The organism is Mesorhizobium sp. M0119 (assembly GCF_040322615.1).
Taxonomy (GTDB): domain Bacteria; phylum Pseudomonadota; class Alphaproteobacteria; order Rhizobiales; family Rhizobiaceae; genus Mesorhizobium.
Genome location: NZ_JAMYTU010000004.1, coordinates 54845 through 78189 on the forward strand (window position 1 = coordinate 54845; position 23345 = coordinate 78189).

At 62.4% G+C, this 23345-nt stretch carries 22 protein-coding genes and 1 other RNA gene; 8 read left to right on the top strand and 15 right to left on the bottom strand.

Going from position 1 to position 23345, the window contains the following annotated elements; all coding sequences use genetic code 11:
* Position 1: 1 nt before the first annotated feature.
* Complete coding sequence (gene rsmH / locus NKJ40_RS05315) at positions 2–1033, bottom strand: 16S rRNA (cytosine(1402)-N(4))-methyltransferase RsmH (RefSeq protein ID WP_352465153.1); 1032 nt, start codon at positions 1031–1033, stop codon at positions 2–4.
* Entirely contained in the window at positions 1030–1488 is a 459-nt protein-coding gene (gene mraZ / locus NKJ40_RS05320; RefSeq protein ID WP_254818997.1) for a division/cell wall cluster transcriptional repressor MraZ, read from the bottom strand. The genes rsmH and mraZ overlap by 4 nt, the downstream gene beginning before the upstream one ends.
* A gap of 405 nt (positions 1489–1893) precedes the next feature.
* Between mraZ and NKJ40_RS05325 the strand changes: the two genes are divergently transcribed.
* The gene (locus NKJ40_RS05325; protein ID WP_352465154.1) at positions 1894–3009 is read left to right on the top strand and encodes a cystathionine gamma-lyase; all 1116 of its coding nucleotides are present in this window, start codon (positions 1894–1896) and stop codon (positions 3007–3009) included.
* Positions 3010–3017: 8 nt separating this feature from the next.
* Here NKJ40_RS05325 and NKJ40_RS05330 read toward each other — a convergent pair whose 3' ends face one another.
* The 8 genes from NKJ40_RS05330 to NKJ40_RS05365 form a co-directional block, all read right to left on the bottom strand.
* Positions 3018–3149 (bottom strand): type II toxin-antitoxin system RelE/ParE family toxin, encoded by a 132-nt coding sequence (locus tag NKJ40_RS05330; RefSeq protein WP_352465370.1) that lies wholly within the window; start codon positions 3147–3149, stop codon positions 3018–3020.
* An 18-nt stretch (positions 3150–3167) separates the two neighbouring features.
* The gene (locus NKJ40_RS05335; protein WP_352465155.1) at positions 3168–3320 is read right to left on the bottom strand and encodes a type II toxin-antitoxin system RelE/ParE family toxin; all 153 of its coding nucleotides are present in this window, start codon (positions 3318–3320) and stop codon (positions 3168–3170) included.
* Complete coding sequence (locus tag NKJ40_RS05340; RefSeq protein WP_352465156.1) at positions 3317–3592, bottom strand: type II toxin-antitoxin system ParD family antitoxin; 276 nt, start codon at positions 3590–3592, stop codon at positions 3317–3319. The genes NKJ40_RS05335 and NKJ40_RS05340 overlap by 4 nt, the downstream gene beginning before the upstream one ends.
* Before the next feature lie 150 nt (positions 3593–3742).
* An RNA gene (gene rnpB / locus NKJ40_RS05345) (RNase P RNA component class A) lies at positions 3743–4141 on the bottom strand.
* 59 nt (positions 4142–4200) lie between these two features.
* A complete protein-coding gene (locus NKJ40_RS05350) occupies positions 4201–4950 on the bottom strand; it encodes a lytic transglycosylase domain-containing protein (protein ID WP_352465158.1) in 750 nt (249 codons plus the stop codon).
* A gap of 184 nt (positions 4951–5134) precedes the next feature.
* A complete protein-coding gene (locus tag NKJ40_RS05355) occupies positions 5135–5902 on the bottom strand; it encodes an N-acetylmuramoyl-L-alanine amidase (RefSeq protein ID WP_352465160.1) in 768 nt (255 codons plus the stop codon).
* Positions 5899–6618 carry a TerB family tellurite resistance protein gene (locus NKJ40_RS05360; RefSeq protein ID WP_352465161.1) on the bottom strand — a complete coding sequence of 240 codons (720 nt, stop codon included), beginning with the start codon at positions 6616–6618 and terminating at the stop codon, positions 5899–5901. The genes NKJ40_RS05355 and NKJ40_RS05360 overlap by 4 nt, the downstream gene beginning before the upstream one ends.
* A gap of 324 nt (positions 6619–6942) precedes the next feature.
* Positions 6943–7149 carry a hypothetical protein gene (locus NKJ40_RS05365; RefSeq protein WP_023676780.1) on the bottom strand — a complete coding sequence of 69 codons (207 nt, stop codon included), beginning with the start codon at positions 7147–7149 and terminating at the stop codon, positions 6943–6945.
* A 172-nt stretch (positions 7150–7321) separates the two neighbouring features.
* Between NKJ40_RS05365 and NKJ40_RS05370 the strand changes: the two genes are divergently transcribed.
* From NKJ40_RS05370 to NKJ40_RS05380, 3 genes are read left to right on the top strand one after another with little or no spacing between them, the layout of a single operon-like run.
* A complete protein-coding gene (locus NKJ40_RS05370; RefSeq protein WP_352465163.1) occupies positions 7322–11197 on the top strand; it encodes a hydantoinase B/oxoprolinase family protein in 3876 nt (1291 codons plus the stop codon).
* 31 nt (positions 11198–11228) lie between these two features.
* Positions 11229–12527, top strand: coding sequence for a BtaA family protein (locus tag NKJ40_RS05375; RefSeq protein ID WP_352465165.1), 1299 nt, complete (start codon positions 11229–11231; stop codon positions 12525–12527).
* Positions 12524–13189: a class I SAM-dependent methyltransferase gene (locus tag NKJ40_RS05380; protein WP_352465167.1), complete on the top strand. Its 666-nt coding sequence runs from the start codon at positions 12524–12526 to the stop codon at positions 13187–13189. The genes NKJ40_RS05375 and NKJ40_RS05380 overlap by 4 nt, the downstream gene beginning before the upstream one ends.
* 145 nt (positions 13190–13334) lie before the next feature.
* On the opposite strand, the gene NKJ40_RS05385 is transcribed toward NKJ40_RS05380, so the two are convergent.
* Positions 13335–14714, bottom strand: coding sequence for a serine hydrolase domain-containing protein (locus NKJ40_RS05385; RefSeq protein WP_352465169.1), 1380 nt, complete (start codon positions 14712–14714; stop codon positions 13335–13337).
* A 406-nt stretch (positions 14715–15120) separates the two neighbouring features.
* Between NKJ40_RS05385 and NKJ40_RS05390 the strand changes: the two genes are divergently transcribed.
* Together NKJ40_RS05390 and NKJ40_RS05395 are read left to right on the top strand one after the other, a co-directional pair.
* Positions 15121–15918, top strand: coding sequence for a glycoside hydrolase family 25 protein (locus NKJ40_RS05390; protein ID WP_023676787.1), 798 nt, complete (start codon positions 15121–15123; stop codon positions 15916–15918).
* An 80-nt stretch (positions 15919–15998) separates the two neighbouring features.
* Complete coding sequence (locus NKJ40_RS05395; protein ID WP_352465171.1) at positions 15999–17171, top strand: lytic murein transglycosylase; 1173 nt, start codon at positions 15999–16001, stop codon at positions 17169–17171.
* A gap of 115 nt (positions 17172–17286) precedes the next feature.
* On the opposite strand, the gene NKJ40_RS05400 is transcribed toward NKJ40_RS05395, so the two are convergent.
* Positions 17287–18180 (bottom strand): LysR family transcriptional regulator, encoded by an 894-nt coding sequence (locus tag NKJ40_RS05400; protein WP_352465173.1) that lies wholly within the window; start codon positions 18178–18180, stop codon positions 17287–17289.
* 123 nt (positions 18181–18303) lie between these two features.
* Between NKJ40_RS05400 and NKJ40_RS05405 the strand changes: the two genes are divergently transcribed.
* Positions 18304–19035 (top strand): SDR family oxidoreductase, encoded by a 732-nt coding sequence (locus tag NKJ40_RS05405; RefSeq protein WP_352465175.1) that lies wholly within the window; start codon positions 18304–18306, stop codon positions 19033–19035.
* Between the two features lie 140 nt (positions 19036–19175).
* Here the strand turns inward: NKJ40_RS05405 and NKJ40_RS05410 are convergent, their stop codons facing one another.
* Entirely contained in the window at positions 19176–20396 is a 1221-nt protein-coding gene (locus tag NKJ40_RS05410) for an alanine racemase (protein ID WP_352465177.1), read from the bottom strand.
* 226 nt (positions 20397–20622) lie between these two features.
* On the opposite strand from NKJ40_RS05410, the gene NKJ40_RS05415 reads away from it, so the two are divergent.
* On the top strand, positions 20623–21540 hold the full coding sequence (locus tag NKJ40_RS05415) for a DMT family transporter (RefSeq protein WP_352465179.1): 918 nt from the start codon (positions 20623–20625) through the stop codon (positions 21538–21540).
* Positions 21541–21651: 111 nt separating this feature from the next.
* On the opposite strand, the gene NKJ40_RS05420 is transcribed toward NKJ40_RS05415, so the two are convergent.
* Both NKJ40_RS05420 and NKJ40_RS05425 read right to left on the bottom strand, forming a co-directional pair.
* Entirely contained in the window at positions 21652–22341 is a 690-nt protein-coding gene (locus NKJ40_RS05420; RefSeq protein WP_352465180.1) for an RES family NAD+ phosphorylase, read from the bottom strand.
* Positions 22342–22779: an MbcA/ParS/Xre antitoxin family protein gene (locus NKJ40_RS05425; RefSeq protein WP_352465182.1), complete on the bottom strand. Its 438-nt coding sequence runs from the start codon at positions 22777–22779 to the stop codon at positions 22342–22344. It lies immediately after the preceding gene.
* Between the last annotated feature and the right edge of the window lie 566 nt (positions 22780–23345).

Here is a 23345-nt window from a genome sequence, read left to right on the forward strand (position 1 = left end):
CTCACCTCTCTCCCGGTCGATCGGCGCCGGGAAGCTTTGGGCCAGGCAGTTTTGGCAGGCCGAAAATCGAAAAATCGCCGGCACGGGCCGGCGCCTCTGTACGGATCGCAGCGCGCAGCCTTGCCGAGCGCGCCCGCGGATTTGCCGATATCTCGGCATCGCCAGGCGTCACGCCGCCGCCCTTCTTGGTGAAGGTGGCGGTGCGCGCCTGGGCCTCGGGCAGATGCCGCGATCCGGTCGCTGAATCGGCTCTGTCGGCGATGAAGCGCTTGACGATGCGGTCCTCGAGCGAATGGAAGGTCACCACGGCAAGCCGGCCGCCCGGTTTCAGCACGCGCTCGGCGGCAAACAGTGCCTTGGCCAGTTCGCCGAGTTCGTCATTGACGAAGATGCGCAGCGCCTGGAAAACGCGGGTGGCCGGATGGATCTTGTCTTTTGGCGCGCGACCGATATGCGTCTCGATGGCATCGGCAAGGTCGAGCGTGCGCTCGAAGGGGCGTTTTTCGCGACGGCTCTCGATCATGCGGGCGATGCGCCCGGCATGGCGTTCCTCGCCGAGAAAACCGAAGATGCGGGCAAGATCGCCCACCTTGAAGGTATTGACGACGTCGCCGGCGCTCAGGCCCGCCTGCGCCATGCGCATGTCGAGCGGTCCATCGGCCCGGAACGAAAAGCCGCGCTCCGGCTGGTCGATCTGCATGGAGGAGATGCCGATGTCGAGCACGACGCCATCGGCACTTTCAACCTGCTCGTCGAGCGTCGAGAACGGTGCCTGGACAAGCCTGAGCTTGCCGCCGGACTGCTGTTCAAGCGCCCGCCCCGCCGCGATCGCATCCGGGTCGCGGTCGATAGCGACGACCGAGGCTCCGCTTGCCAGAATGGCCTTCGTGTAGCCGCCGGCACCGAACGTGCCGTCGACGATCACCTCGCCTTTTGTCGGCGCCAGCGCCTCTAGAACTTCGGCAAGGAGGACCGGAATGTGACGGGCTGGTCCGCCAACGGCATGAACTTCATCGCCGTCGCCCGCCATCATTCCGGCCGCTCCCCGGGCTTCGTCCCCTGCCGAAGCTGCAAAAGCCGGGCGCGTGCTTCCGTCCCATAGGCGCTGAGCCGTCCCGGCTCCCAGATCTGAAAGAAATTGCCGCGGCCAACGAAGGCCACCTCCGCTGAAATGCCGGTATGCTCGCGAATGAAATCGCTCATCGTGATACGGCCGTCCTGGTCGAGCTTCAGAAACGTTCCATCGCCATGGCAGAAGAACGACATGTCGTCCGCCGTCTGCAGGAACGGGTCTTCCTGGGCGATACGCTGCTCGTAGCGATCGAGCAGGTCGAGCCCACCGACATCCATCGCCGGGCGATCCAGGCAGCGTAGCGCATAAAGTTCCGAATAGCCGCGTTTCTGCACAACGGCACGGAAATGCGCCGGCACGGACACCCGTCCCTTCGCATCGATCCTGTTCACCGCGTTCGACAGAAACCGGTCCATTACGCGTTACGGCCGCTTGCGCCGCCGCACCCCTCTGCATCTTCCTGTCCGCGCCGCCCCGGCCCGGTCGCCGTCCAAAACCCACCTCGTTATGACGGGCGAACGCAGGCAAACGCGCAGCCGCCGCGGCTGCCCGATTGGCGTACGCTTCACCCTGACACGGAACGAAGGCTTGAGTATCGGAATGGGATATCATGGGGTGTTATGGGCGTCAACGGGAACAGTCTTCAAAACGCGCCTGCCACGACTGGGGAGAGCAGCTTTGACGGCACTCCTGTCTTTATCCTCTATTAAGCCTAACGAAGCGTTTAGAGCCGTGTGGTCCAACCGGAGCCGGCTTGCTGCGGATCGCTGCCGCGCATAGCCTCGGCATCTCCTTTTCGGTCAGTAACGAGGTTTGAAATCATGTCCGAAACAGCCAAGTCGCGCGCCGCGGCACTTCCCCATCTTCGTCGCGGCAGGCTTGCCAAGGGCGACCCGATCCCCTTGCCCCTGACCATGGCCGCCATTTTCCACGCGCCGGGTGACGCCACCGGCTTCGATCAATATGGCCGCTTCAGCAATCCGACCTGGGATGCGGTCGAGCACATGCTGGCGCATTTGGAAGACGCCCCATGCGTTGCCTTTCCCTCGGGGATGGCTGCCATCTCGGCGGTATTTTTCGGCCTGCTCAAAGCCGGCGACCGTATCCTGCTGCCGTCCGACGGTTATCATACGACGCGAGCGCTGGCAGACCGTTTCTTGAAGTCCTTCGGCATCGCTTATGATGTCCGGCCAACATCGAGCTTCCTCGACGGCGGCTTTGACGGGTATCGGTTTGCGTTCGTCGAAACGCCCGCCAACCCAGGACTGGACATATGCGACATCGCAGCCGTCACCGAAGCCGTGCACAAAGCGGGCGCGGTGCTTGTGGTCGACAACACGACGATGACGCCTTTCGGCCAGCGCCCGCTCGATCTCGGCGCCGATATCGTCATTGCCGCCGACACCAAGGCACCAAACGGCCATTCCGATGTGCTGTTCGGCCATGTCGCCAGCCGCGACGCGGACATTATCTCGAGGGTGACCGACTGGCGCGAGACGTCGGGCGCTATCCCCGGGCCGTTCGAGGCATGGCTGGTGCATCGCGGCCTCGAAACGCTGGAGGTTCGTTTCGACCGCATGTGCGCTTCCGCCGAAATGATAGCGCGACGGCTGAAAAACCATCGCGCGATCAGCGGCTTGCGCTTTCCGGGACTGGAGAGCGACCCATCGCACAATCTTGCCCGCGCCCAGATGGAGCGCTTCGGATTTCTCATTTCGTTCGTGCTCGCCTCTGAGGACAAGGCGGAGGATTTCATCAACAACTGCGCGTTGATGCAGGCAGCGACATCGTTCGGCGGCGTACATACCTCGGCCGAACGGCGATCAAAAAGGGGAGACGCCGTTCCGCCCGGCTTCGTTCGCCTGTCGGTCGGCTGCGAGCCGGTGGAAGAGCTTTGGCAGGCGATCGAGGCGTCGCTAGACGCAATCGGTGGCTGAATCTGCAATCACGAATTCAGATCGCCGGCGTCGATCTTGCGCCGGCCGTGCAGCACGCGAACGATTTCGATCGCCTCTTCGCGGACACGATACAAGGAGAGGTACTCGCCGATGATCAGGTGACGGAGACCGGGTGCGATGTCTTCGCGCGACGCACCTCAGAAGGAATAAGTGGCCACTTGCTGCCAGCGGGCTACGATCCGATCGAGCAACCGATCCGCTGCAGCCTCGCTGTCTTGCGCAACATAAAGCCAAATCGCGATCAAATCCTCTTCTGCATGTGCAGTTCGGATGATGGGCAGCAAATTCATGCCGCGCTGTCGGGTTTCAATCGTCTCCGCGCTTCGGCCTTTATTTCGTCGATCGACGCAAACCGCCCCGGCCCGCTGTCGATCCCCTCCTGCACCAGTCTGCGCAATTCCTCGAGGGTGTAGCCGAGCAGGTCGCGCCGATCCTTCCATTGCCGCAGCGCATCGCGGATCACCTCGCTTGCCGAGGCATATTCGCCGGCGGCGACCACGTCGTCGACCGCCGCCGCCAGTTCCGGCGACAGCGTGATGCTACGTTTATCGACCTGGCCCATGACGTGCTCCTCAGTACTGCCATCCAAATGGTACGATTTAATCGCACCATTTCAAGGAATGTCGCGCGGGATTGCCGGGGCGAAAAGTGAATCAGCGGCTGCGCCCGAAGACGCAACCTGCTGATATCAGGAGATTTCTTTTTTCGGGAAACTGCCAGCTGGCCTGTAAGCCGGGTTCTGTATGGCCCTCGCCCCTTACGGGGCGAGAACGTGGCGGCCATTCATCTTGGGCGCATGTTGCCATACGCCTCACGCAACCTACCCGGACGGTGAGCCGGAAACAGCCCTCGAGGGTTTCCCCTCGCACCGCCCCTATTCGGTCTTGCTCCCGGTGGGGTTTACCGTGCCGCTCCTGTTGCCAGTCGCGCGGTGGGCTCTTACCCCACCCTTTCACCCTTGCCACGATTGGATCGTGGCGGTTTGCTTTCTGTGGCACTTTCCCTGGGGTCGCCCCCGCCGGCCATTAACCGGCACCGTGTCTCCATGGAGCCCGGACTTTCCTCACCCGCAGCCTTTCGGCTTCGCGGGTGCGGCCGCCCGGCCAGCTGGCAAGGCGTATAAAGGGGTTCAGGCCCGAAAACGCAAACGAAAAAGCAAGTTATCGCTTGTCAGGCGGGCGCTCCAAGTGCTGCCAGCTGCACCTTGACCTTGCCGCAATAGGCTGCGGACACCGGGTTCATCCGTGTGGCGGCGTGGCCGGCATTGTATTTCAGGATCGTGCCGCAGGTCGTGCCGCCGCCGAGATCCCGCGCCATGGCAAGGTACTTCATGCCGTATTTGATGTTGGTATCGGGATCGTAGAGACCCTGAACAGAACCGCTATAGCCCATCATCCTTGCCGTCGCCGGCTTGATCTGCATCAGGCCGATCTCGCCGGCGCTGCCGACCTGGTTCGGCTGGTAGTTGCTCTCGATCTTGATGACGGCATTGGCGAGCGACACCGGCACGCCATAGCTGGCGGCATAACGCGCAATGATCGCCGAATACTGTCCGCTGCCGCCGACAACCGCCGCCTGGGGCGCTGGCCTGCTCTTCGGAGCGACTGACGCCGTTGCCATGTGGTCGATGCGTTTGCGGTTGCGCTTCACATGCTGTTTGGAGATTGTCTTTCTCGCAGCAGTTGGCTTTTTTGCGGAGGCTGGCTTTTCCGTCTTTACCGCGGCCGCTTTTTCCACTTTTGCGGTGGCGGTCTTCTCTACTTTCGTACCACGGGTTGCTTTCGGCATGGCGGTTTTGCCGGCTGCGGCACTGAAGCCCTGATCGGCCCGTTGGCTCAGCGGTGCGCTGTTCGCTGCACTGAAGGCAAAAGTCATTACGCCGGCAGCAATGGCTGCCGTTAAAACGGTCAATTTCTGCATGTGATCCTGTTCTGTTTGATCTGCACAAAGAACTTCGCGCAGATACCCTCAATCAACATCGGAACATCTGGGGGATAGAGCTCCGACAATCTGTACGGATCGCCTTTGACGACCGAATTGGCGCCAAAGAAGGCGAGGCAAGTCACTTTGGGTAACAGATTGTAACTTTGAAGATTGGGAAAGACTATTTGAGAGAGGCTATCCTTGCGGAAGCGAGCAGCCTTTCCAGCGTGCGGATCGTCGATCCGTCAGCCATGCCATCGACCAGGCGCTGCCGGAAATGCCGCTGAAATGCCTCGACCACGATTTCGGTCTGCCGGTCGAAAGCGCCGGTGATCTCGACGCCATAGCCATAGAGCGCCAGCATCGACTGCAGCGCCTCGACCTCGGCGCCGGTATCGCCTGGCTTCAGCACGGCGCCACGCCGGATCGGTGCTGCCGACACAACATGGCCGACACCGGCGGCGAACAGGATTTTCCATGGGAATTTCTCGCCCGGATCGACCTTGCGCCCCGGTGCCACGTCGGAATGGGCGAGCACCCGCTGCGCCGGAATGGAATGGCGCTTGATGATCCCGGCGCACAGGCCGATCACCGCGTCGATCTGCGGTTTTGGAAAGTTGCGATAGCCGAGCGTATGCCCCGGATTGACGATCTCGATGCCGATCGAGCAGGAGTTGACGTCGCTCTGTCCGAACCACGAGCTCTTGCCGGCATGCCAGGCGCGGTCGCTTTCCCTTACCATCTGAACAATGCGGCCGTCCTCATGGACCAGATAGTGCGACGAGACCTCGCTTGCCGGATCGCACAGCCATGCCTCGGCACCGGCGCCGGTCGCCATGCCGGTGTAGTGCAGCACGATCATATCGGGTCTAAGCGTGCTGCGCCGTGGTCCGAAATTCGGCGATACCCTGACCTCGGCGCTCGGCTCGTCGGGCGGAAAGCCGCTCATGCGTGCCGCAGGCCTCGCTCGATCATCTCATAGGCCGCGTTGATCGCCGCCAGCCTGGTCGTTGCGATCTTGATGAATTCCTGCGGCAGGCCGCGTGCGATCAGCCGGTCCGGATGATTGTCGGAGACCAGCTTGCGGTAGCGCCTGCGGACCTCCTCGAACGGCTTCCCACGATCGATGCCGAGCACGACATAAGGATCGGCGGCACCCAGATCGACATGCCGCGCCAGGATGCTCTGGTAATGCGCCTCATCGATGCGGAAGATCTCGGCGATGCGATGCAGGAATTGGCCCTCGCGCTCATGCACCAGCCCGTCGGCCTTGGCGATGTGGAACAGCCCGTCGAGTATATCCTCGAGCATCAGGCAGTTCGAATGGCCCGAACCGCAAAGCTGCGCCATCCGCTCGGCATAGGTCTCGAAACCGGCAATGTCGCGTTTGGCCAAATCGTAGAGCCGCGCCACATTGCGCCTCTGTTCCTTCGGCACCTCGAATATTTCCTGGAAGGCGCGCACCTCGTCTTGCGTGACGATGCCGTCGGCCTTGGCCATCTTGGCCGACAGGGCGATCATCGCCACCGAGAAGGCGACGCGCCGGCGCAGATCGGCATCGCCGGAGAAAACCGTGCGCACGGCCTCGACCACTTCGGCGACGCCTGACGACGCTGAAGATGAAACGCGTGTGACGAAGTCGCCGAGGCGGTCCCAAATCGACATGAGGGCTTCATAGGGCCAACCGCCCATCGCTATCAAGCCAAGACAGTGCCGCAGGGGCTGGCCCAATCGATTTGACGCAATTCCTGCTGCGGCGGCGAGCGCTAGCGCTCACCCGTGGAAAATCCGCAGAGGGCAGCCGCGGCGCGCAAGCAATGAGCCTGGCGATTTGCGCCTTGGTGCCGTCGTTTCGGCGACACGTAAGGGGCGAGACGGGACTTTTCGCGTGCGGTTACCAGCATCGTCGCACTCGGCCGCGAGGCGCGGATATCGTAAGCAGCAGAAAGGCCGGCGTGTGAGCCGGCCTTTCTTGGTTTGTCACATTGACTACTGCGCCGGGGCAGCCGGCGCAGGCGCCGGAGCCGGAGCCGGCTCGGCAGGCTTGTTTGCGTCAGGAGCAGCCGGCTTCATCGTCTGGTCGGATGCCGGCGGGTTGGTGCTCTGCGTCGTGGTGTTGTCGGTGCCGCTGTTGCTGCAGGCAGCAAGGCCAAGCAACGCAAGCGCCGACACCGACGCAAGAATGAGTTTCTTCATGATATCTCTCCTCTAATCACGCCACCGTTACCGGCGACGATCGAGGACACAATGCATCAGGCCATGATGAGTTTCGTAACGTTGCGTTTCCGCGTGTAACATCAAGCGCTTGGCCGTACAAAGCGTCGAGCATTAACAGAATGCATAAATGAAAATGCCCGGAGGCGCTGCCATGACCGCAAAATGGGATTTCTGGATCGACCGCGGCGGTACCTTCACCGATGTCATCGGCCGGGACCCGGAAGGCGGCCTGCATCCCAGGAAACTCCTTTCGGAAAATCCCGAAGCCTATGCCGACGCTGCCATCCGGGGCATTCGCGAACTGCTCGGCGTCCAGCCCGGCGCCCCAATCCCCTCCGCGCTGATCGGCGATGTCAAAATGGGCACCACGGTCGCCACCAATGCGCTTCTCGAGCGCAAGGGCGACCGCGTGCTGCTGCTCATCACCAAAGGCTTCCGCGATGCGCTGAGGATTGCCTACCAGGCGAGGCCCGATATCTTTGCCAAGCAGATCATCCTTCCCGAACAGCTCTACGAGCGTGTCGTCGAAATCGACGAAAGGGTTCGCGCCGACGGCAGTGTCGAGCGCCTGCTCGACATCGCCGCCGTGCGTCCTGCCATCGAACAGGCCAAGGCTGACGGTATCGATGCGGTCGCGATCGTCTTCATGCATGCCTGGAAACATCCCGATCACGAAAAGGCAGTTGCGAAGGTCTGCAGAAAACTCGGATTTTCGCAGGTCTCCGTCAGTCACGAGGTCTCGCCGCTGATCAAGCTGGTCGGCCGCGGCGACACCACGGTGGTCGACGCCTATCTGTCGCCGATCCTGGCAAGGTATGTGCAGAAGGTGGCGGAGGAACTGGGTGCCGCGCCAATCTCCCCCCTTGTGGGGGAGATGTCGGCGAAGCCGACAGAGGGGGTCATCTCAGAAGGCACCGCCAGAGCGTCGAACCCAGTCGAGCCGACCCCACCCGGCGGCTTCGCCGCCACCCTCCCCTCAAGGGGGAGGGAAAGCCCTCGCCTCATGTTCATGATGTCGTCGGGCGGCCTCACCGCCGCCGACATGTTCCAAGGCAAGGACGCGCTGTTGTCCGGCCCGGCCGGCGGTGTCGTCGGCATGGTCGAGACGGCAAAACTCGCCGGTTTCGGCAAGGTCATCGGCTTCGACATGGGCGGCACCTCCACCGATGTCGCGCACTATGATGGCGACTACGAGCGCGCCTTCGACACCGAGGTCGCCGGCGTGCGCATCCGCGCGCCGATGATGCGCATCCACACCGTTGCTGCAGGCGGCGGCTCGATCCTGCATTATGAGGCCGGCCGCTTCCGCGCCGGGCCGGATTCGGCCGGCGCCAATCCCGGCCCGGCCGCCTATAGGCGCGGCGGCCCGTTGGCCGTCACCGACGCCAATGTCATGCTGGGCAAGCTGCAGCCCGAGTTCTTCCCGGCTATTTTTGGACCGGGCCAGGACGAACCGCTCGACGTGCAGACGGTTCGCGAAAAATTCGCGGCCCTTGCCGCCGAGATCGGCGACGGCCGCTCGCCGGAAACCGTCGCCGAAGGGTTCATCACCATCGCCGTCGAAAACATGGCCAACGCCATCAAGAAGATTTCGGTGCAGCGCGGCTACGATGTCACCGAATACCTCCTGAACTGTTTCGGCGGCGCTGGCGGCCAGCACGCTTGCCTGGTCGCCGATGCGCTTGGCATGGAGGCGGTGCTGATCCATCCGTTCTCTGGCCTGCTGTCGTCATACGGCATCGGCCTGTCCTCTGTATTTGCGTCACGCCAGCAGGCGCTGCTGAAGCCGCTGGCGGACAATTCCGGGCCAGCAATCGATGAACTCATCGCAACGCTGGGCAAAGCCGTCATCGACGAACTCGCCGCGCAAGGCATCAGCGAAGACGCGGTCGCCTCGAAGCCGGTGATGCAGATCCGCTATGACGGCACCGATACCGCACTGCCTGTGAACTTCGGGCACGGCTCGATCGCGCGGGCCAAGGCGGACTTCGAACTTGCGCACAAGGCGCAGTTCGGCTTCGTCTACGACGACAAGCCGATGATCGTCGAATCGGTCGGCGTCGAAGGTACCGATACCGGCGGCACCGGCCGCGACGAAAGCGAATCAGTTGTTGAAGACATGGCCGCAAGTCCTTCCGGGACTCGGAAAATCTTCGTCGACGGCATCTGGCGCGACGCCGGCATCTTCCCTCGCGAAACGCTGAAGCCCGGCAACAAGATCGCCGGCCCCGCTTTGATCATCGAGCCGAACCAGACCATTGTCGTCGAGCCGGGCTGGCAGTCCGAAATCACCGCCAGGAACCACGTACTGATGCGCCGCATCGAGAAGAAGCGCCGGCACGCCGCACTCGGCACCGAAGCCGATCCAGTGATGCTGGAGGTCTTCAACAACCTGTTCATGTCGATCGCCGAACAGATGGGCGTAACGCTGCAAAACACTGCCTATTCCGTCAACATCAAGGAGCGGCTCGATTTCTCCTGCGCCGTTTTCGATCGGAACGGCGCGCTGGTCGCCAACGCGCCGCATATGCCGGTGCATCTCGGCTCCATGGACCGCTCCGTGGAGACCATCATCCGGCTCAATTCCGGCGACATTCACCCCGGCGATGTCTTTGCCCTCAACGCCCCTTACAATGGCGGCACGCATCTGCCTGATATCACAGTGGTGACGCCGGTGTTTTCCCTCCCCCTCGAGGGGAGGGTGGCCGCGAAGCGGCCGGGTGGGGTCCTCTCAGAAGGCACCACAAGTGCGTCGAGCACTGCCGCAGCGACCCCCTCCGCCGCCTCCGGCGGCACCTCCCCCTCAAGGGGGGAGGAAATCCTCTTTTACGTCGCTTCGCGCGGCCACCATGCCGACATCGGCGGCACCGCGCCTGGCTCGATGACGCCGCTTGCCACTACCGTCGACGAGGAAGGCGTGCTGTTCGATAATTTCCGCATCGTCGATCGCGGCCGGTTCCGCGAGAAGGACCTGGAGACGCTGCTCACCGACCACCCCTACCCGGCGCGCAATCCGCACCAGAACATCGCCGACCTCAAGGCGCAGATCGCTGCGAACGAAAAGGGCGTCGCCGAGCTGCGCAAGATGGTCGCGCATTTCGGCCTCGATGTGGTCGAAGCCTATATGGGCCATGTCCAGGACAATGCCGCCGAAAGCGTGCGCCGCGTTCTGGAGCGGCTACCCGACAGTTCCGAATACGAATATCCGACCGACACCGGCCAAATGATCAAGGTGAAGATATCGGTCGACCGGCGGAAGCGCGAAGCGACCGTCGACTTCACCGGAACGTCGCCGGTGATGAAGAACAATTTCAATGCGCCAGAGCCAGTCGCCCGAGCCGCAGTGCTTTATGCGTTCCGCGTCATGGTCGAAGACAACATCCCGATGAACGCCGGATGTCTGCGACCCATCAACATCGTTATCCCGGACGGCTCGATGCTGAAGCCCGCCTATCCCGCGGCAGTCGTGGCCGGCAATGTCGAGACCTCGCAGCACGTCACCAACGCGCTGTTCGGGGCGATGGGGGCGTTGGCTAATGCGCAAGGCACGATGAACAACCTCACCTTCGGCAACAAGCAGTACCAGTATTACGAGACGATCTGCTCGGGCTCGCCGGCCGGCCGGATGAACGACGGCCGCGGCTTTGCCGGCACCTCCGGCGTCCACACCCATATGACCAATTCGCGCCTGACCGATCCGGAAGTGCTGGAACTGCGTTTCCCGGTATTGCTCGAGGATTTTCATATCCGCGAAGGCTCCGGCGGCAAAGGCAAATGGAATGCCGGCGACGGCACCAAGCGCACCATCCGCTTCCTCGAAAAGATGGAATGCGCGATCCTGTCCTCGCATCGCAACCGCCCGCCGCAGGGGCTGGACGGAGGCGGCGATGGCGAGGTCGGCTCGACCAAGGTCCGCCGCAAGACCGGCGCGATCGAGACGCTGAAAGCCTGCGATCAGACCATCCTCGACGCCGGCGAGGCGGTCATCGTGACGACGCCGACCCCGGGTGGATTTGGCAAGGCCTGAACTCGCGTCAACAGGCTGTCACTGGCCTGTCATGACCCTGCGCTACCCGCTTGCGGCAAAGCAAACGGGGAATCGCCTTGCCATGACGGACATTTCTGGGGAACTGGTTTTTCGCCGCGGCAAGGAAGTCGGCAAGGCCGTCTACCAGAACCGCCCGCTGTCGAAAGCCGGCATCTCCGAGCGCTTGTTTGCCTTCCTGTTCTCCGGCCTTGTTTACCCGCAGATCTGGGAAGACCCCGAAATCGACATGGACGCGATGCAGCTCGGGACGGGCCACCGTATCGTCACCATCGCGTCTGGCGGCTGTAACATCCTCGCCTATCTCACCCGGTCGCCGGAAAGGATCGACGCCGTCGACCTCAACGCCGCGCATATTGCGCTGAACCGCATGAAGCTCGAAGCCGTCCATCACCTGCCGTCGCAGGGCGACCTGTTCCGTTTCTTCGGCGCGGCTGAGACCGGGCACAATTCACAGGCCTACGACCGCTTCATCGCGCCGCATCTCGACCCGGTCAGCCGCCATTATTGGGAGCGCCGCAACTGGCGCGGCCGTCGCCGCATCGCCGTATTCGACCGCAATTTCTACCAGACCGGCCTGCTTGGCCTGTTCATTGCGATGGGCCATCGCACCGCAAAATTCTTCGGCGTCGACCCGGCCGGCATCATGGACGCCAAGAGCATCGCCGATCAGCGCCGCTTCTTCGACGAGGAGCTGGCGCCAGTCTTCGAAAAACCGCTGCTGAAATGGGCGACATCGCGAAAGGCTTCGCTGTTCGGCCTCGGCATTCCGCCGGCCCAGTACGATTCGCTGATCACCTCGGGTGACGGCACCATGGCCAGCGTGCTGAAGGCACGACTGGAAAAGCTCGCCTGCGATTTTCCGCTGAAGACCAACTATTTCGCCTGGCAGGCTTTTGCCCGCCGCTACCCCAACCCGGGCGAGGCCGCCCTGCCCGCCTATCTCGAAAAGCGCAACTACAAGACGATCCGCAACAACGTCGATCGCGTCGCCATCCACCACGCCAATCTGATCGAGTTCCTTGCCGGCAAGGATGCCGGTTCCGTCGACCGCTTCGTGCTGCTCGACGCACAGGACTGGATGACCGACGACCAGCTCAACGGGTTGTGGGCCGAGATCACCCGAACCGCCTCCACCGGCGCCCGCGTCATCTTCCGCACCGCAGCGGAACCCAGCCTGCTGCCCGGCCGCGTCTCGAATTCGCTGCTCGACCAGTGGCGCTACGAGAACGACGCCTCGCGCGAGTTTTCGGCCCGCGACCGCTCGGCCATCTATGGCGGCTTCCATCTCTACGTGAAGCAGGGCGCATGAGCGCGACCGAATTGCCGGCCAGCCATGCCGAGCTGATGGACGGCGTCTATCGTTGGCAGCGCCACATCTACGACCTGACCCGCAAATACTATTTGCTCGGCCGCGACCGGCTTATCGCCGAACTGGATGTGCCGGCCGGCGGCACCGTGCTCGAGCTTGGCTGCGGCACCGGCCGCAACATCATCCTCGCCGCCCGCCGCTATCCCGGCGCCCGCTTCTTCGGCCTCGATATTTCGGCCGAGATGCTTGAGACGGCCACCGCCGCCCTTGCCCGCGAAGGCCTCTCCGGCCGCGTCACGCTGGCGCGCGGCGACGCCACTGATTTCGACGCGAAAGCGCTGTTCGGCGTCAAAAGTTTCGACCGCGTCTTTGTCTCGTATTCGCTCTCGATGATCCCCGGCTGGGAGAAAACGGTATCCGCGGCTCTTGCTGCCCTGTCACCTGGCGGCTCGCTGCATGTAGTCGATTTTGGCCAGCAGGAAGCCCTGCCCGGCTGGTTCCGCGCGCTGTTGCGCGGCTGGCTGAAAAAATTCCATGTCGAGCCACGTCAATCGCTGCGCGCGGTTCTGGATTCGGAATCTGCAAGAGTTGGCGCAAGCTTCCGTTTCCAAACGCTTTATCGCGGCTATGCGTGGCTCGCCGTGATTGGACCAGGTCGATAGCCAGGATGTGTTGAGATTCAGGTCAGCCCGAGTCGAGAATGGTGGTTTCCGAGAACCGGAGCGGAGCGTACTTTTGGGTACGTGAGCACCGGAAGCCCAGGAAACCGCCGTTTGCAGGCCGGCATCACCTGAATATCGATACAGCCTAATGCAGCGCCTTGACCAGCGCCGCTACCATCGCCTGCGGCCGGTAGCCGAGCCTGGCCGGCGTCAGGCCGAGCCGCACCACAACCAGCTGCTCCGAGGAGATGATGGCAACCGTTTGTCCGTCATGCCCCTCCATCCAGTAGGTGTCCTTGGGCAGGCCGGGGGCAGTGCCGGCGCCGGGGTTTTCTTCGTCGCCCGGTCCTTCTATCCATAATTGCCCCTTGCCGTAGACGTTCGAGGCAGTTGCCGGTTCCCGCATCCAGTCGACGAAGCCGGCGGGCAGGATCTCCTGGCCGTTCCAGACGCCGCCCTGCAGCAGGAACTGGCCGAAGCGCGCCCAGTCGCATGCCGTGGCATAGAGATAGGACGAGCCGACGAAGGTGCCGTGCTCGTCGGCCTCAAGCACAGCGCTCTGCATGCCGAGCGGATCGAACAGCGCGGTCCTCGGCCACGCCAGTGCCTTGTCCTTGTCGCCGATTGCGTCCTGCCACAGCCTGGACAGCATCACCGCCGTGCCGCTCGAATAGGAAAACACCTTGCCGATCTCGCCGGTCAGCGGCTTGGATCCGGCAAAGCCCGCCATGTCCGGTTCGAGATAGAGCATGCGCGTTACGTCGGCGACGTCGCCATAATCCTCGTTGAATTCCAGCCCGCTCGACATCGCCATCATGTCGGCGAGGCTGATCACGGCGCGACCATCTCCCTTCCAGGGACCGAACAGACCCTGGTTGGTCATCGCCAGCTTGCCCTCCTTCACCAGCGTGCCGACGATCGCCGCATTTACGGTCTTGGTCATTGACCAGCCCAATAGCGGCGTCTTTTCGGAAAAGCCGTCGCCATAACGCTCAGCGACGATGCGGCCGTTCTTGACCACCACGACGGCCCGCATGCCGGCGCCGGTCATTGCTGGATCGTCGAGGACTTTCGCGACCTCGGGATCCTGCGAGGCATCGGCCTTGTCGCCCTCCGGCCAGATCAGATCGGGCAGCGGCGCCGGCGTCGGTGCAGCTCCGGCGACAGCCTTGGCGGCGGCAATATCGCCGTCGGGAACCGAGGCGCAGCCGAGCCCGTCGCGCGCAACCGCGACACTTTTGCCGAGCACACCGAACAGGCCGGCCGAAACCGTTCCCTTCTCCTTGTCGACCGACACTCTCATCAGCTTCAGCAGCGGATGACCCGGCGCCTGCACATCGACGGCAAGCACATCGTCGGCGTCTCGCCCGGCGATGAAGACGTTCGAACAGACGATCTTGGCGGCATAGCCGGAACCGACGCGGATCAGTTCCGGCGGCGCGAAATACAGCCAGCCGGCGAGTACCGCGGCGGCCAGCACAGCCAAGCCGAGCAGCCATTTGACGAACTTCAAAAGGATCTGCATTTTGAGTTCCCCCGGGCGCGCTCGATCTATGTCATCGATTTGCCGCCATTGTTTCGGCAAAATCGCGGCTCTTGTCGAGCGCCGTCAACCGAATATCAACCATGATCGGCGATCACAGGTGCATGTCGCCCAGAAGTGCGCAGCGGTTTTGGGACAACGACATGCATAGACAAAAGAGCTAAGCGCGTCGAAGCGACGCGCTTAGGACAGACCGGGCGATCCTGTGGGGTGACCGTCCGGCGGGGCTTGAATGCGTGCGTCCCAAACTGCGTAACGGTTTGGGAATGCATGAAACGAAGATCCAGGCGCGTCGCGTAAGTCGGTTTCAAACGCGCCGCGCCCGGTCGAGGGGCCACCCGCGGAAAGACCCATCAGCGGCCGGCTGAAACCGGCTCGGGAAGTAGCGATGCGCCGTTTCGCGGTCCTCATCACGCTGATGCTGCTTGGCGCCTGCTCGACGGTCGAGGATCTGACGCCATCGCTGTCGTCGTCCAGCGCCTCGATGGTTGCGGTACGCGCGCCGCGTTTTGCCGATTCCGACCCGCATGAATGGGACAGCGGCGCACCGTGGAGCTACGCCGTCCACGGCACCGACGTCTCCAAATACCAGACATCGATCAACTGGCCGGCGGCCAGGGCCAGCGGCATCTCCTTCGCCTTTATCAAGGCAACCGAAGGCGGAGACCGTTTCGATGAAGCTTTCAACGAGCATTGGAGCCGCACCAGGGCCTCGGGCATCCCCCGTGCCGCCTATCATTTTTTCTACTTTTGCACGCCGGCCGCTACCCAGGCGCGCTGGTTCATCCAGAACGTGCCCAAAGACGGTTCGGCGATGCCGCCGGTTCTCGACATGGAATGGAACCCGAAATCGCCGACCTGCAAGCTGCGGCCCGATCCCGCCACGGTACGCAGCGAGATGAGCACGTTCCTCGAAATCGTCGAAAAATACTACGGCAAGAAGCCAATCATCTACACGTCTGTCGATTTCTTCGAAGATAACGGTTTATCGGGCTTCCGCAATTACCCCTACTGGCTGCGCTCCGTCGCCGGCCACCCGCGCCAGAAATACGGCAGCCATCCCTTCACCTTCTGGCAGTATACCGGAACGGGCGTCGTGCCGGGCATGACCGGAAACGCCGACATCAGCGTCTTCAACGGCTCCGAAGCCGCGTGGAAGAAGTGGTTGCGGCAGAACACCCGTTGACACCAGGCCTGCCGCCTGCTTTTCGACACACCCAATGACGGATGCCCGCAACCGCTGGTAATCTTCTCGGAAGGATGGCGATGCGATCGCGCTTTGGATTTCTCGCGGCGCTGCTCCTGAGCGCCGTGCCGGCCGCGGCACAGCAATGCGGCGGCGATTTCGAGGCATGGAAGCAGGGCGTGGCGGCGGAAGCCAGGGCGGCCGGCGTCGGCGCTGCCGGCCTTTCTGCGCTGGAAAACGCCACCCTCGATGAAAAGGCGCTGGCACGCGACCGTGCCCAGGGCGTCTTCACCCAGACCTTCATCGAATTCTCGAACCGTATGATCTCGTCCCATCGGCTGAAGCAAGGTGCGGCCAATCTGCAAAAATATGCCGAGGTCTTTGTCCGCGCCGATCGCGAATACGGCGTGCAGGCGCCGGTCATCGCCGCTTTCTGGGCCCTGGAGACCGATTTTGGCGCCGTGCAGGGCGATTTTCATACGCTGAACGCGCTGGTGAGCCTCTCGCATGACTGCCGCCGTCCGCAGTTGTTCCGGCCGCAGATCGTGCCGCTGCTGATGTTGATCGATCGCGGCGTGGTGCCGGCCGACGTGACCGGTGCCTGGGCCGGCGAGATCGGCCAGACGCAGATGTTGCCTTCCGACTATCTCGGCCACGGCGTCGACGGCGACGGCGATGGCTTGGTCGACCTGCGCGGCAGCGCGCCGGACGTGATCATGAGCACGGCCAGCAAGATCCAGTCGCGCGGCTGGAAGCGCGACCAGCCCTGGATCGAGGAAGTCCGTGTGCCCGACGATTTGCCGTGGGAGCAGACGGGACGCACCAACAAGCTGCCGTTGACGCAATGGAGCCAGTGGGGCGTTACCAGGCCCGACGGTACGCCGCTTCTCGACAACGGCCTGAAGGCTGGCCTGGCGCTGCCCATGGGTCGCAAGGGGCCAGCCTTCCTGACCTACGACAATTTCGACGTCTATCTCGAGTGGAACCAGTCCTTCACCTATGCCCTGACCGCGGCAAATCTTGCCGCCCGGCTGGGGGGTGCGCCGCGATTCGATCCGCGCAACCCCGAACCCGGCCTCAACGGCGACCAGATGAAGGCGCTGCAGACCAAGCTCGAGGCGAAAGGCTATGACGTCGGCACCGTCGACGGCATACTGGGCACCAACACCCGCGAAGCGATCCGCAAGGAGCAGAAGCGGCTGGGCCTGCCGGTCGACGGCTGGCCGACGCCGGAGCTGCTGGCCAGGCTGTGAAGGTGGTGAATGGTGAATGGTGAAAAGAATGGCACCGGAGCCGCATTGAGCACCAGAGCTACCACTATTCACTATTCACTATTCACTATTCACTATTCACTATTCACTATTCACATCACCGCCTGGCAAGCAGGAAATCGATGAACGCTCGCAACGGCGCCGGAACCTGGCGGGAACTCGCGTGATATAGATAAAAACCCGGAAATCTCGGCGACCAGGCGTCGAGAAAGCGGATGAGCTTTCCCGCTTCGATCCATGGCCGGACCTGATATTCCAGCATGTACGCCACGCCGACCCCATCCAGAACCGCCCCGATCATCAGTTCCCTATCGTTGATCGTCAGGCCGCCGCTGACAGCCACTTCCAAAGCACGTTGGCCTCGGGCGAACTCCCACCGGTAGATGTTGCCGCCGCTGGGCCACTGGAAATTGATGCACTGGTGGTGATGCAGGTCCGCGGGGTGACGCGGTATCGGGTGATGCTCCAGATAACTCGGCGCCGCCACTGCGGCCATCTCGAGTTCCTCGCTGAGTTTCACCGCCACCATGTCCTTGTGCAGCCGCTCACCCAATCTGATTCCGGCATCGAAGCGGCCCTCGACGATGTCGGTGAGCATGTCGTCGACAATGATTGTGAGGGCGATATCGGGATAGGCGCGGCGGAAATCGCCGAGGATCGGCGCGATGAAACGCGTGGCGGCAATGCGCGGAACATTGATGCGCAGCGAGCCTGCCGGCCGGCCGCGTGATGCATGCGCGTCGGCGACGGCCCCTTCCAGTTCGCTGAACGCCGGTGCGATGCGGGCAAACAGCTTCTCGCCCTCAGCCGTCCGCGACATGCTGCGCGTGGTGCGGTTGAGCAGGCGGACACCGAGACGCTCTTCCAGCCCGCGTATCGTCTGGCTGAGTGCTGGAGGCGAAATCCTGAGCTTGGCCGCGGCGCGGACGAAGCTGCCCTCTTCGATGATTGCTGCAAATGCCGTGAGTTCGGAAAACTCGGTTCCGCGCATTATGTACCCCAGGCTTAACAAGTCAGTAAGATAATAGGCTATTCTCTGAGCAATACCATGCCCATAGCTTTCCCTGGAACGCCGCTCGATCGAGGCGGCCGTAATCAGACGGAAGGAACAGCCATGCATCGTCCACTCGAAGGCAAAACCGCACTTGTGACCGGCAGCTCGCGCGGCATCGGGCGCGCCATCGCCGAGGGGCTCGCGGCCAAGGGTGCTGCCGTGGTCGTCAACTATGTCGGCAACGAGAAGGCCGCCAGGGAAGTGGTTGCCTCTATTGAAGGGAATGGCGGAAAAGCCGTTGCCATCCAGGCGGATGTCTCCAGCATTCCCGACATTCGCAAGTTGTTCGACGAAACCGAAAGGCAGATGGGGCCGATTGACATCGTCGTCGCCAATGTCGGCGTCGCCGTCATAAAGCCGCTCGTCGAGGCCACCGAAGCGGATTTCGATCATGTCTTCGGCGCCAATGCCAAGGGCACCTTCTTCACGCTTCAGGAAGCGGCGCGCCGCGTTCGCGACGGTGGTCGCATCGTTGCCGTTTCCACCGGTGGAACCAGGATGTTCTTCACGCAGACGGCGCTTTATCTCGGCAGCAAGGGAGCCGTCGAGCAGTTCGTTCGCGTCCTCTCGCGCGAACTCGGCCCGCGCGCCGTTACCGTGAATGCGCTTTCACCAGGCTTCACCGACACCGACCTGCTTCCCGAACGGGACCGCGCCGTGGCCGCCGGCATGTCGCCCTTCGACCGGATCGGAGCGCCGCGCGACGTCGCCGATGTCGCGGTTTTCCTGGCTTCGGACGAAGCTCGCTGGCTGACCGGCGAGAACATCCAGGCTGGCGGTGGCGTGGCCTGACTGAATGGTGAATGGTGAATGGTGAATGGTGAATGGTGAATGGTGAATGGTGAATGGTGACGATTCACGGGAGCGGGACGGAACGCAAGAACTACTTCTATTCACTATTCACTATTCACTATTCACTATCCAACCATTAACTAATCCGCCATCGTCTCCAGGCTGGCGAACCCCTGCGGCGCATCGCCTTCGTCGAACGGCGTCGCCACCTCGACGAAGGTGTCGGGATAGAAGCCGTTGAACCGTGTTCTGAGCGACAGCGAATAGGCGCCGATATGGCCGATCTCGATCCAATCGCCGGTATCGACGGTTTCGGGCAGCCAGAACGGCCGCGACAATATATCGACGGAATCGCAGGTCGCGCCGCAGACCTTGAACGGCACGATGGTCTTGTCCTCGCCATTGCGCGAGCGGATCGCCGGATCGGGGATGAAGCGCGCCGGCAGCGTGATCTTGCCGGTCCATGAATCCGACAGCGACGCCCAGATGCCGTCATTGATGTAGAGCCTTTTGCCCTTGCGCAGCAGCACGCGCACGATCAGCGACAGGCAGCGCGCCACGATCACCCGGCCCGGCTCGGCCACCAGCGGCATCTGGTCGAACTGGTACTCCTGGAGGTCGCCCGACAACCGCGACATGATCTGGCCGAGCGACGGCATTTCCGGCTTGCGGCTGTTCGGATCATGACCGTATTCGGCCGGAAAGCCGCCGCCGACATCGAGCCCGGCAATGTCGAAACCGACGCGGTTGCGCACCCAGTCGGCGGAGGCCAGCGCCCGCTCGTAGGTGTCGGGATCCTCTATCTGGCTGCCGACGTGAAAGCACAGCCCGACCTTGTAGCCCGTCCGGTTCAGCCGTTCGGCGAGTTCGACCGCATTGGCCGGTCCGGCACCGAACTTCTTCGACAGTTCGTAAGCTGCCGAGCCTTTCGTCTGGATGCGCACGAACACGGTAATCGCGCCCGGATCGATGTCGAGCGCCCGCACCACCCTGGTCAGCTTGGTGATCTCGTCCTCATGGTCGAGCGAAATGACGCGGACGGCGTATTTTTCCAGCGCCAGCCTGATGTCCGACTGCGCCTTCACGGGGTGCATGTAGAGCATCTCGGCGTCCGGCGAGACGGCGCGCACGGCGGCGAATTCGCCGGGCGAGGCCACATCGAAGGCACTGACGCCGGCCTCGACCAGCGCGTTGAGCACGATCCGCTCGCCATTGGTCTTGACCGCATAGGCGGTCTTGCCGGGAAACATGCCCATGAACTGTTTGGCATCCGCCTTCAGCACCTGCGGGCGGAAGCAATAGATCGGATCGTCCGGGCGAAGCGCCAGCGCTGCCTCGCGGGCATTTTCGAATCGCTGCATGGACGAATCCCTTGACTGAGGCTGCGCACAATTAATCCAAGCTAGCGGCTAATGAAAACAATTCTATGTCTCGCCGCCCTGGCTTCGCGGCGCTACGCCGTTCTGTACGCCGGTTATGAGCGAGCTAGGCCATCGCTCAGGTTTCGGGTGGCCCTTGCCGCCGGACCGGGTAGAGCGTGAACAGATGCCTGAAGAGAGCAAGGCATCTCGTCTGGGAGGACGACCAATGGCGATAGCTGCCACCACCACGATGCGCGGGCCGATGGTGCTCAAGGACTGGGCGCAGCTTCTGCTGCTCGGCGCCGTCTGGGGCGGTTCGTTCTTCTTTGCCCGCATTGCGGTGGCGGAACTTCCGCCGCTGGTGCTGGTGCTGTTTCGCGTCACCATCGCTGCGATCGCGTTGCAGCTCTATCTTGCGGTCCGCGGCCCGTCGTTTCGCCTCGCCTTGCCGCATGCCGGCCTGTTCTTCCTGCTGGCGCTCGCCAACAATGTCATCCCTTTCTCGCTGATCTTTGCCGGCCAGACCGAACTTGGCGCCGGTGTCGCCTCGGTGCTCAATTCGACGACGCCGTTCTGGACGCTAATCCTCGCCAACGCCCTGACCAGCGACGAAAAGCTGTCGTGGAACAAGCTTGCCGGCATCGCCCTCGGTATCGCGGGAACGGCGGTGATGATCGGCCCCGGCCTCGTCGCCGGGCTCGGCGGTCCGGTCTGGGCGAAATTCGCGCTCATCGGAGCGTCGCTATCCTATGCGGTTGCACTGATGATTGCCCGCCGCTTCAAGGGTGTGCCGTCACCGCTCATTGCCACCGGACAATTGACCTGCTCGACCGTTATCATGGTTCCGGTCGTTCTGTTCACCTATGATGCCGCCAATCTGTTTTCGGCCTCGCCGCCGGTGTGGGCGGCGGTGCTGGCGCTGGCGCTGCTGTCGACGGCCTTCGCCTACATACTCTATTTCAATCTCGTCGCCTCGGCCGGCGCCACCAACGCCTCGCTGGTCACGCTCATCGTGCCGGCCAGTGCCATCCTGCTCGGTTTCCTGTTCCTGGGCGAGCGGCTCGAACTGTTCGAATTGGGCGGCATGGGGCTGATCGCCCTCGGCCTCGTCACCATCGACGGTCGCCTGTTCGCGCGGCGCTAATGCATGTCGCGCAAAGGTGTGCAGCGGTTTTGCGATAACGGCATGCATAGAACAAGAACCTAAAGCGCGTCGCACGAGGCCGGTCGGCCGCGACGCGCTTTAGAGATGGCGCTATATGGGCGTGATCGCGGGAACAGATGAACCCTGCCATTCCAGACGCCAGATACCGCCTTGCCGGAGATTCTGAACGAGATCGGGAAGGAAGGCGGCAAGGCAGGTCCCGCCGACATGTCTCACGGAAGGATACACAAGACCGGTCGCGGCGTCTTGCTTGCGGAGTTGCTTCGCCAGCGCCTGACCGGCAGGATAGGCTAAGGCGGTATCCGGATCGAGCACCGGGTCCTTGCTGAACTCAACACCGCGCAGATCGTGAAACGAGCCTATGAAGTCGGCAACGAGCTCCAAGTAGTCGGTGACGTTTTCGAACCGTTCGATTGCGGCAAGCTCGCGCGTCAGATGAAAAGAGACCTCGCCGAGCGCGGTTTCCGCATCGAACCCACAGTACCAGACGCCCCTGGCATCATCGTTGAAACGATTGCCGCCCGGACGGGTGTAAGCGAACGCCGCATTGATGAAGGTGTAGCCCGGTCTCCCGAAAACCAGTTCGCGCGGATCGAGGTCGGGCAATCCCCCTTGCTGCGCCTGAAGACGGCCGCTGGTGGCCCCTTCGAGCTCAGCAAGGTCCTCCAAATCTCCATGATTCCTGGCCAACGGCATCAGGACCGGTTCCTTGAGCCTGCCTGTCGAAATGAGCCGGATCGTGTCGCGCTGGGAAATGTCAGCGCGCGGCGGGATCTGCATTCAAAGTCCACCGCGCAAAGCGTCGATATGTTGGCGAACCTGCAGCAGCTTCGGAATGCCGCCCTCGATCATTACGTCCAGGGGGCGCCGGCCACCATAAAGAGGTCCTTTGTTCGGCAACCTCACCCATTCATCGGCAAGCGCTTCGGAGAACAGACGCCGCAGTCCCTTGAAGATGCCGATCAGGGCGCTGATGCGTGTCAGCGAATCCTGGGAGAGAACGCCCTCCCACTCGCCTTTCTTCATGCGGAACCAGGTTCTCTCCGACACGTCGCCGATCAACGTACAGATCTCGGTGCTGGTCAGATGCCAGATGTCCGCGAGCCTGACGATGCCGGCAACAGCCGCTGGCGTGATCCGCGCCCGTGCCGAGGCATCCGCCAGATTTGCCGGCAAAGCCTGATTTGCAGGATCGCGAACCGCATAAGCGACACTCATTCCGACCTCCATCATTTGGCAGGCAATATACTGCCAATTGGCAGGAAATTCAAGTCATGGCTATCTCACAACGCTGCCGGTTGCCCACCGCATTCGTATAGCGTGCAGCATCCGGTTGGATGCGCAAAGGATGCTTCGACGCGTCGAACCTTCAGTCGTTTCGAAAATCGATTCCGATTTCTGCCGCGGTAGCGCTGCCATTCGCGCTACTGCCACGGCTTTGCCACAAATTATTCACAGGTCCCGGGCCGGCTTTTGACAAAGAGTTTCAATGCCTAACGGCAAACGGCAGGTCGCAAATTCCACAATCTCGTCGCATTGCAGCAAAGTTTCTGCTTGCCTGTGGCACAAATGACCCTAGACTCTCGCCATAGCTCTTTAAGAGGAGGCTATGACATGGGACTGACGAGGCCGATCAACGCATTGATGATTTGTGCTGCGTTTGCATTCATCGGCGCCCTCATTATGGGCGTCCTTCCATAAAGCCGCTGAGCGGGGGAAGACCAGCACCGAATAGTCCAAACCATTGAAAAGGCCGGGCATTTTGCCCGGCCTTTTGCATTTCC

Coding starts and splice junctions, on each gene's coding strand:
- NKJ40_RS05365 (WP_023676780.1), bottom strand. CDS start 7,149: ATGAAGAAACTCATTCTTGCGTCGGTGTCGGCGCTTGCGTTGCTTGGC.
- NKJ40_RS05375 (WP_352465165.1), top strand. CDS start 11,229: ATGACCCTGCGCTACCCGCTTGCGGCAAAGCAAACGGGGAATCGCCTT.
- NKJ40_RS05390 (WP_023676787.1), top strand. CDS start 15,121: ATGCGCCGTTTCGCGGTCCTCATCACGCTGATGCTGCTTGGCGCCTGC.
- mraZ (WP_254818997.1), bottom strand. CDS start 1,488: ATGGACCGGTTTCTGTCGAACGCGGTGAACAGGATCGATGCGAAGGGA.
- NKJ40_RS05335 (WP_352465155.1), bottom strand. CDS start 3,320: ATGAATTTGCTGCCCATCATCCGAACTGCACATGCAGAAGAGGATTTG.
- NKJ40_RS05420 (WP_352465180.1), bottom strand. CDS start 22,341: ATGCAGATCCCGCCGCGCGCTGACATTTCCCAGCGCGACACGATCCGG.
- NKJ40_RS05415 (WP_352465179.1), top strand. CDS start 20,623: ATGGCGATAGCTGCCACCACCACGATGCGCGGGCCGATGGTGCTCAAG.
- NKJ40_RS05355 (WP_352465160.1), bottom strand. CDS start 5,902: ATGAGCGGCTTTCCGCCCGACGAGCCGAGCGCCGAGGTCAGGGTATCG.
- NKJ40_RS05400 (WP_352465173.1), bottom strand. CDS start 18,180: ATGCGCGGAACCGAGTTTTCCGAACTCACGGCATTTGCAGCAATCATC.
- NKJ40_RS05350 (WP_352465158.1), bottom strand. CDS start 4,950: ATGCAGAAATTGACCGTTTTAACGGCAGCCATTGCTGCCGGCGTAATG.
- NKJ40_RS05360 (WP_352465161.1), bottom strand. CDS start 6,618: ATGTCGATTTGGGACCGCCTCGGCGACTTCGTCACACGCGTTTCATCT.
- NKJ40_RS05405 (WP_352465175.1), top strand. CDS start 18,304: ATGCATCGTCCACTCGAAGGCAAAACCGCACTTGTGACCGGCAGCTCG.
- NKJ40_RS05425 (WP_352465182.1), bottom strand. CDS start 22,779: ATGAGTGTCGCTTATGCGGTTCGCGATCCTGCAAATCAGGCTTTGCCG.
- NKJ40_RS05410 (WP_352465177.1), bottom strand. CDS start 20,396: ATGCAGCGATTCGAAAATGCCCGCGAGGCAGCGCTGGCGCTTCGCCCG.
- NKJ40_RS05380 (WP_352465167.1), top strand. CDS start 12,524: ATGAGCGCGACCGAATTGCCGGCCAGCCATGCCGAGCTGATGGACGGC.
- NKJ40_RS05385 (WP_352465169.1), bottom strand. CDS start 14,714: ATGCAGATCCTTTTGAAGTTCGTCAAATGGCTGCTCGGCTTGGCTGTG.
- NKJ40_RS05340 (WP_352465156.1), bottom strand. CDS start 3,592: ATGGGCCAGGTCGATAAACGTAGCATCACGCTGTCGCCGGAACTGGCG.
- rsmH (WP_352465153.1), bottom strand. CDS start 1,033: ATGATGGCGGGCGACGGCGATGAAGTTCATGCCGTTGGCGGACCAGCC.
- NKJ40_RS05370 (WP_352465163.1), top strand. CDS start 7,322: ATGACCGCAAAATGGGATTTCTGGATCGACCGCGGCGGTACCTTCACC.
- NKJ40_RS05395 (WP_352465171.1), top strand. CDS start 15,999: ATGCGATCGCGCTTTGGATTTCTCGCGGCGCTGCTCCTGAGCGCCGTG.
- NKJ40_RS05325 (WP_352465154.1), top strand. CDS start 1,894: ATGTCCGAAACAGCCAAGTCGCGCGCCGCGGCACTTCCCCATCTTCGT.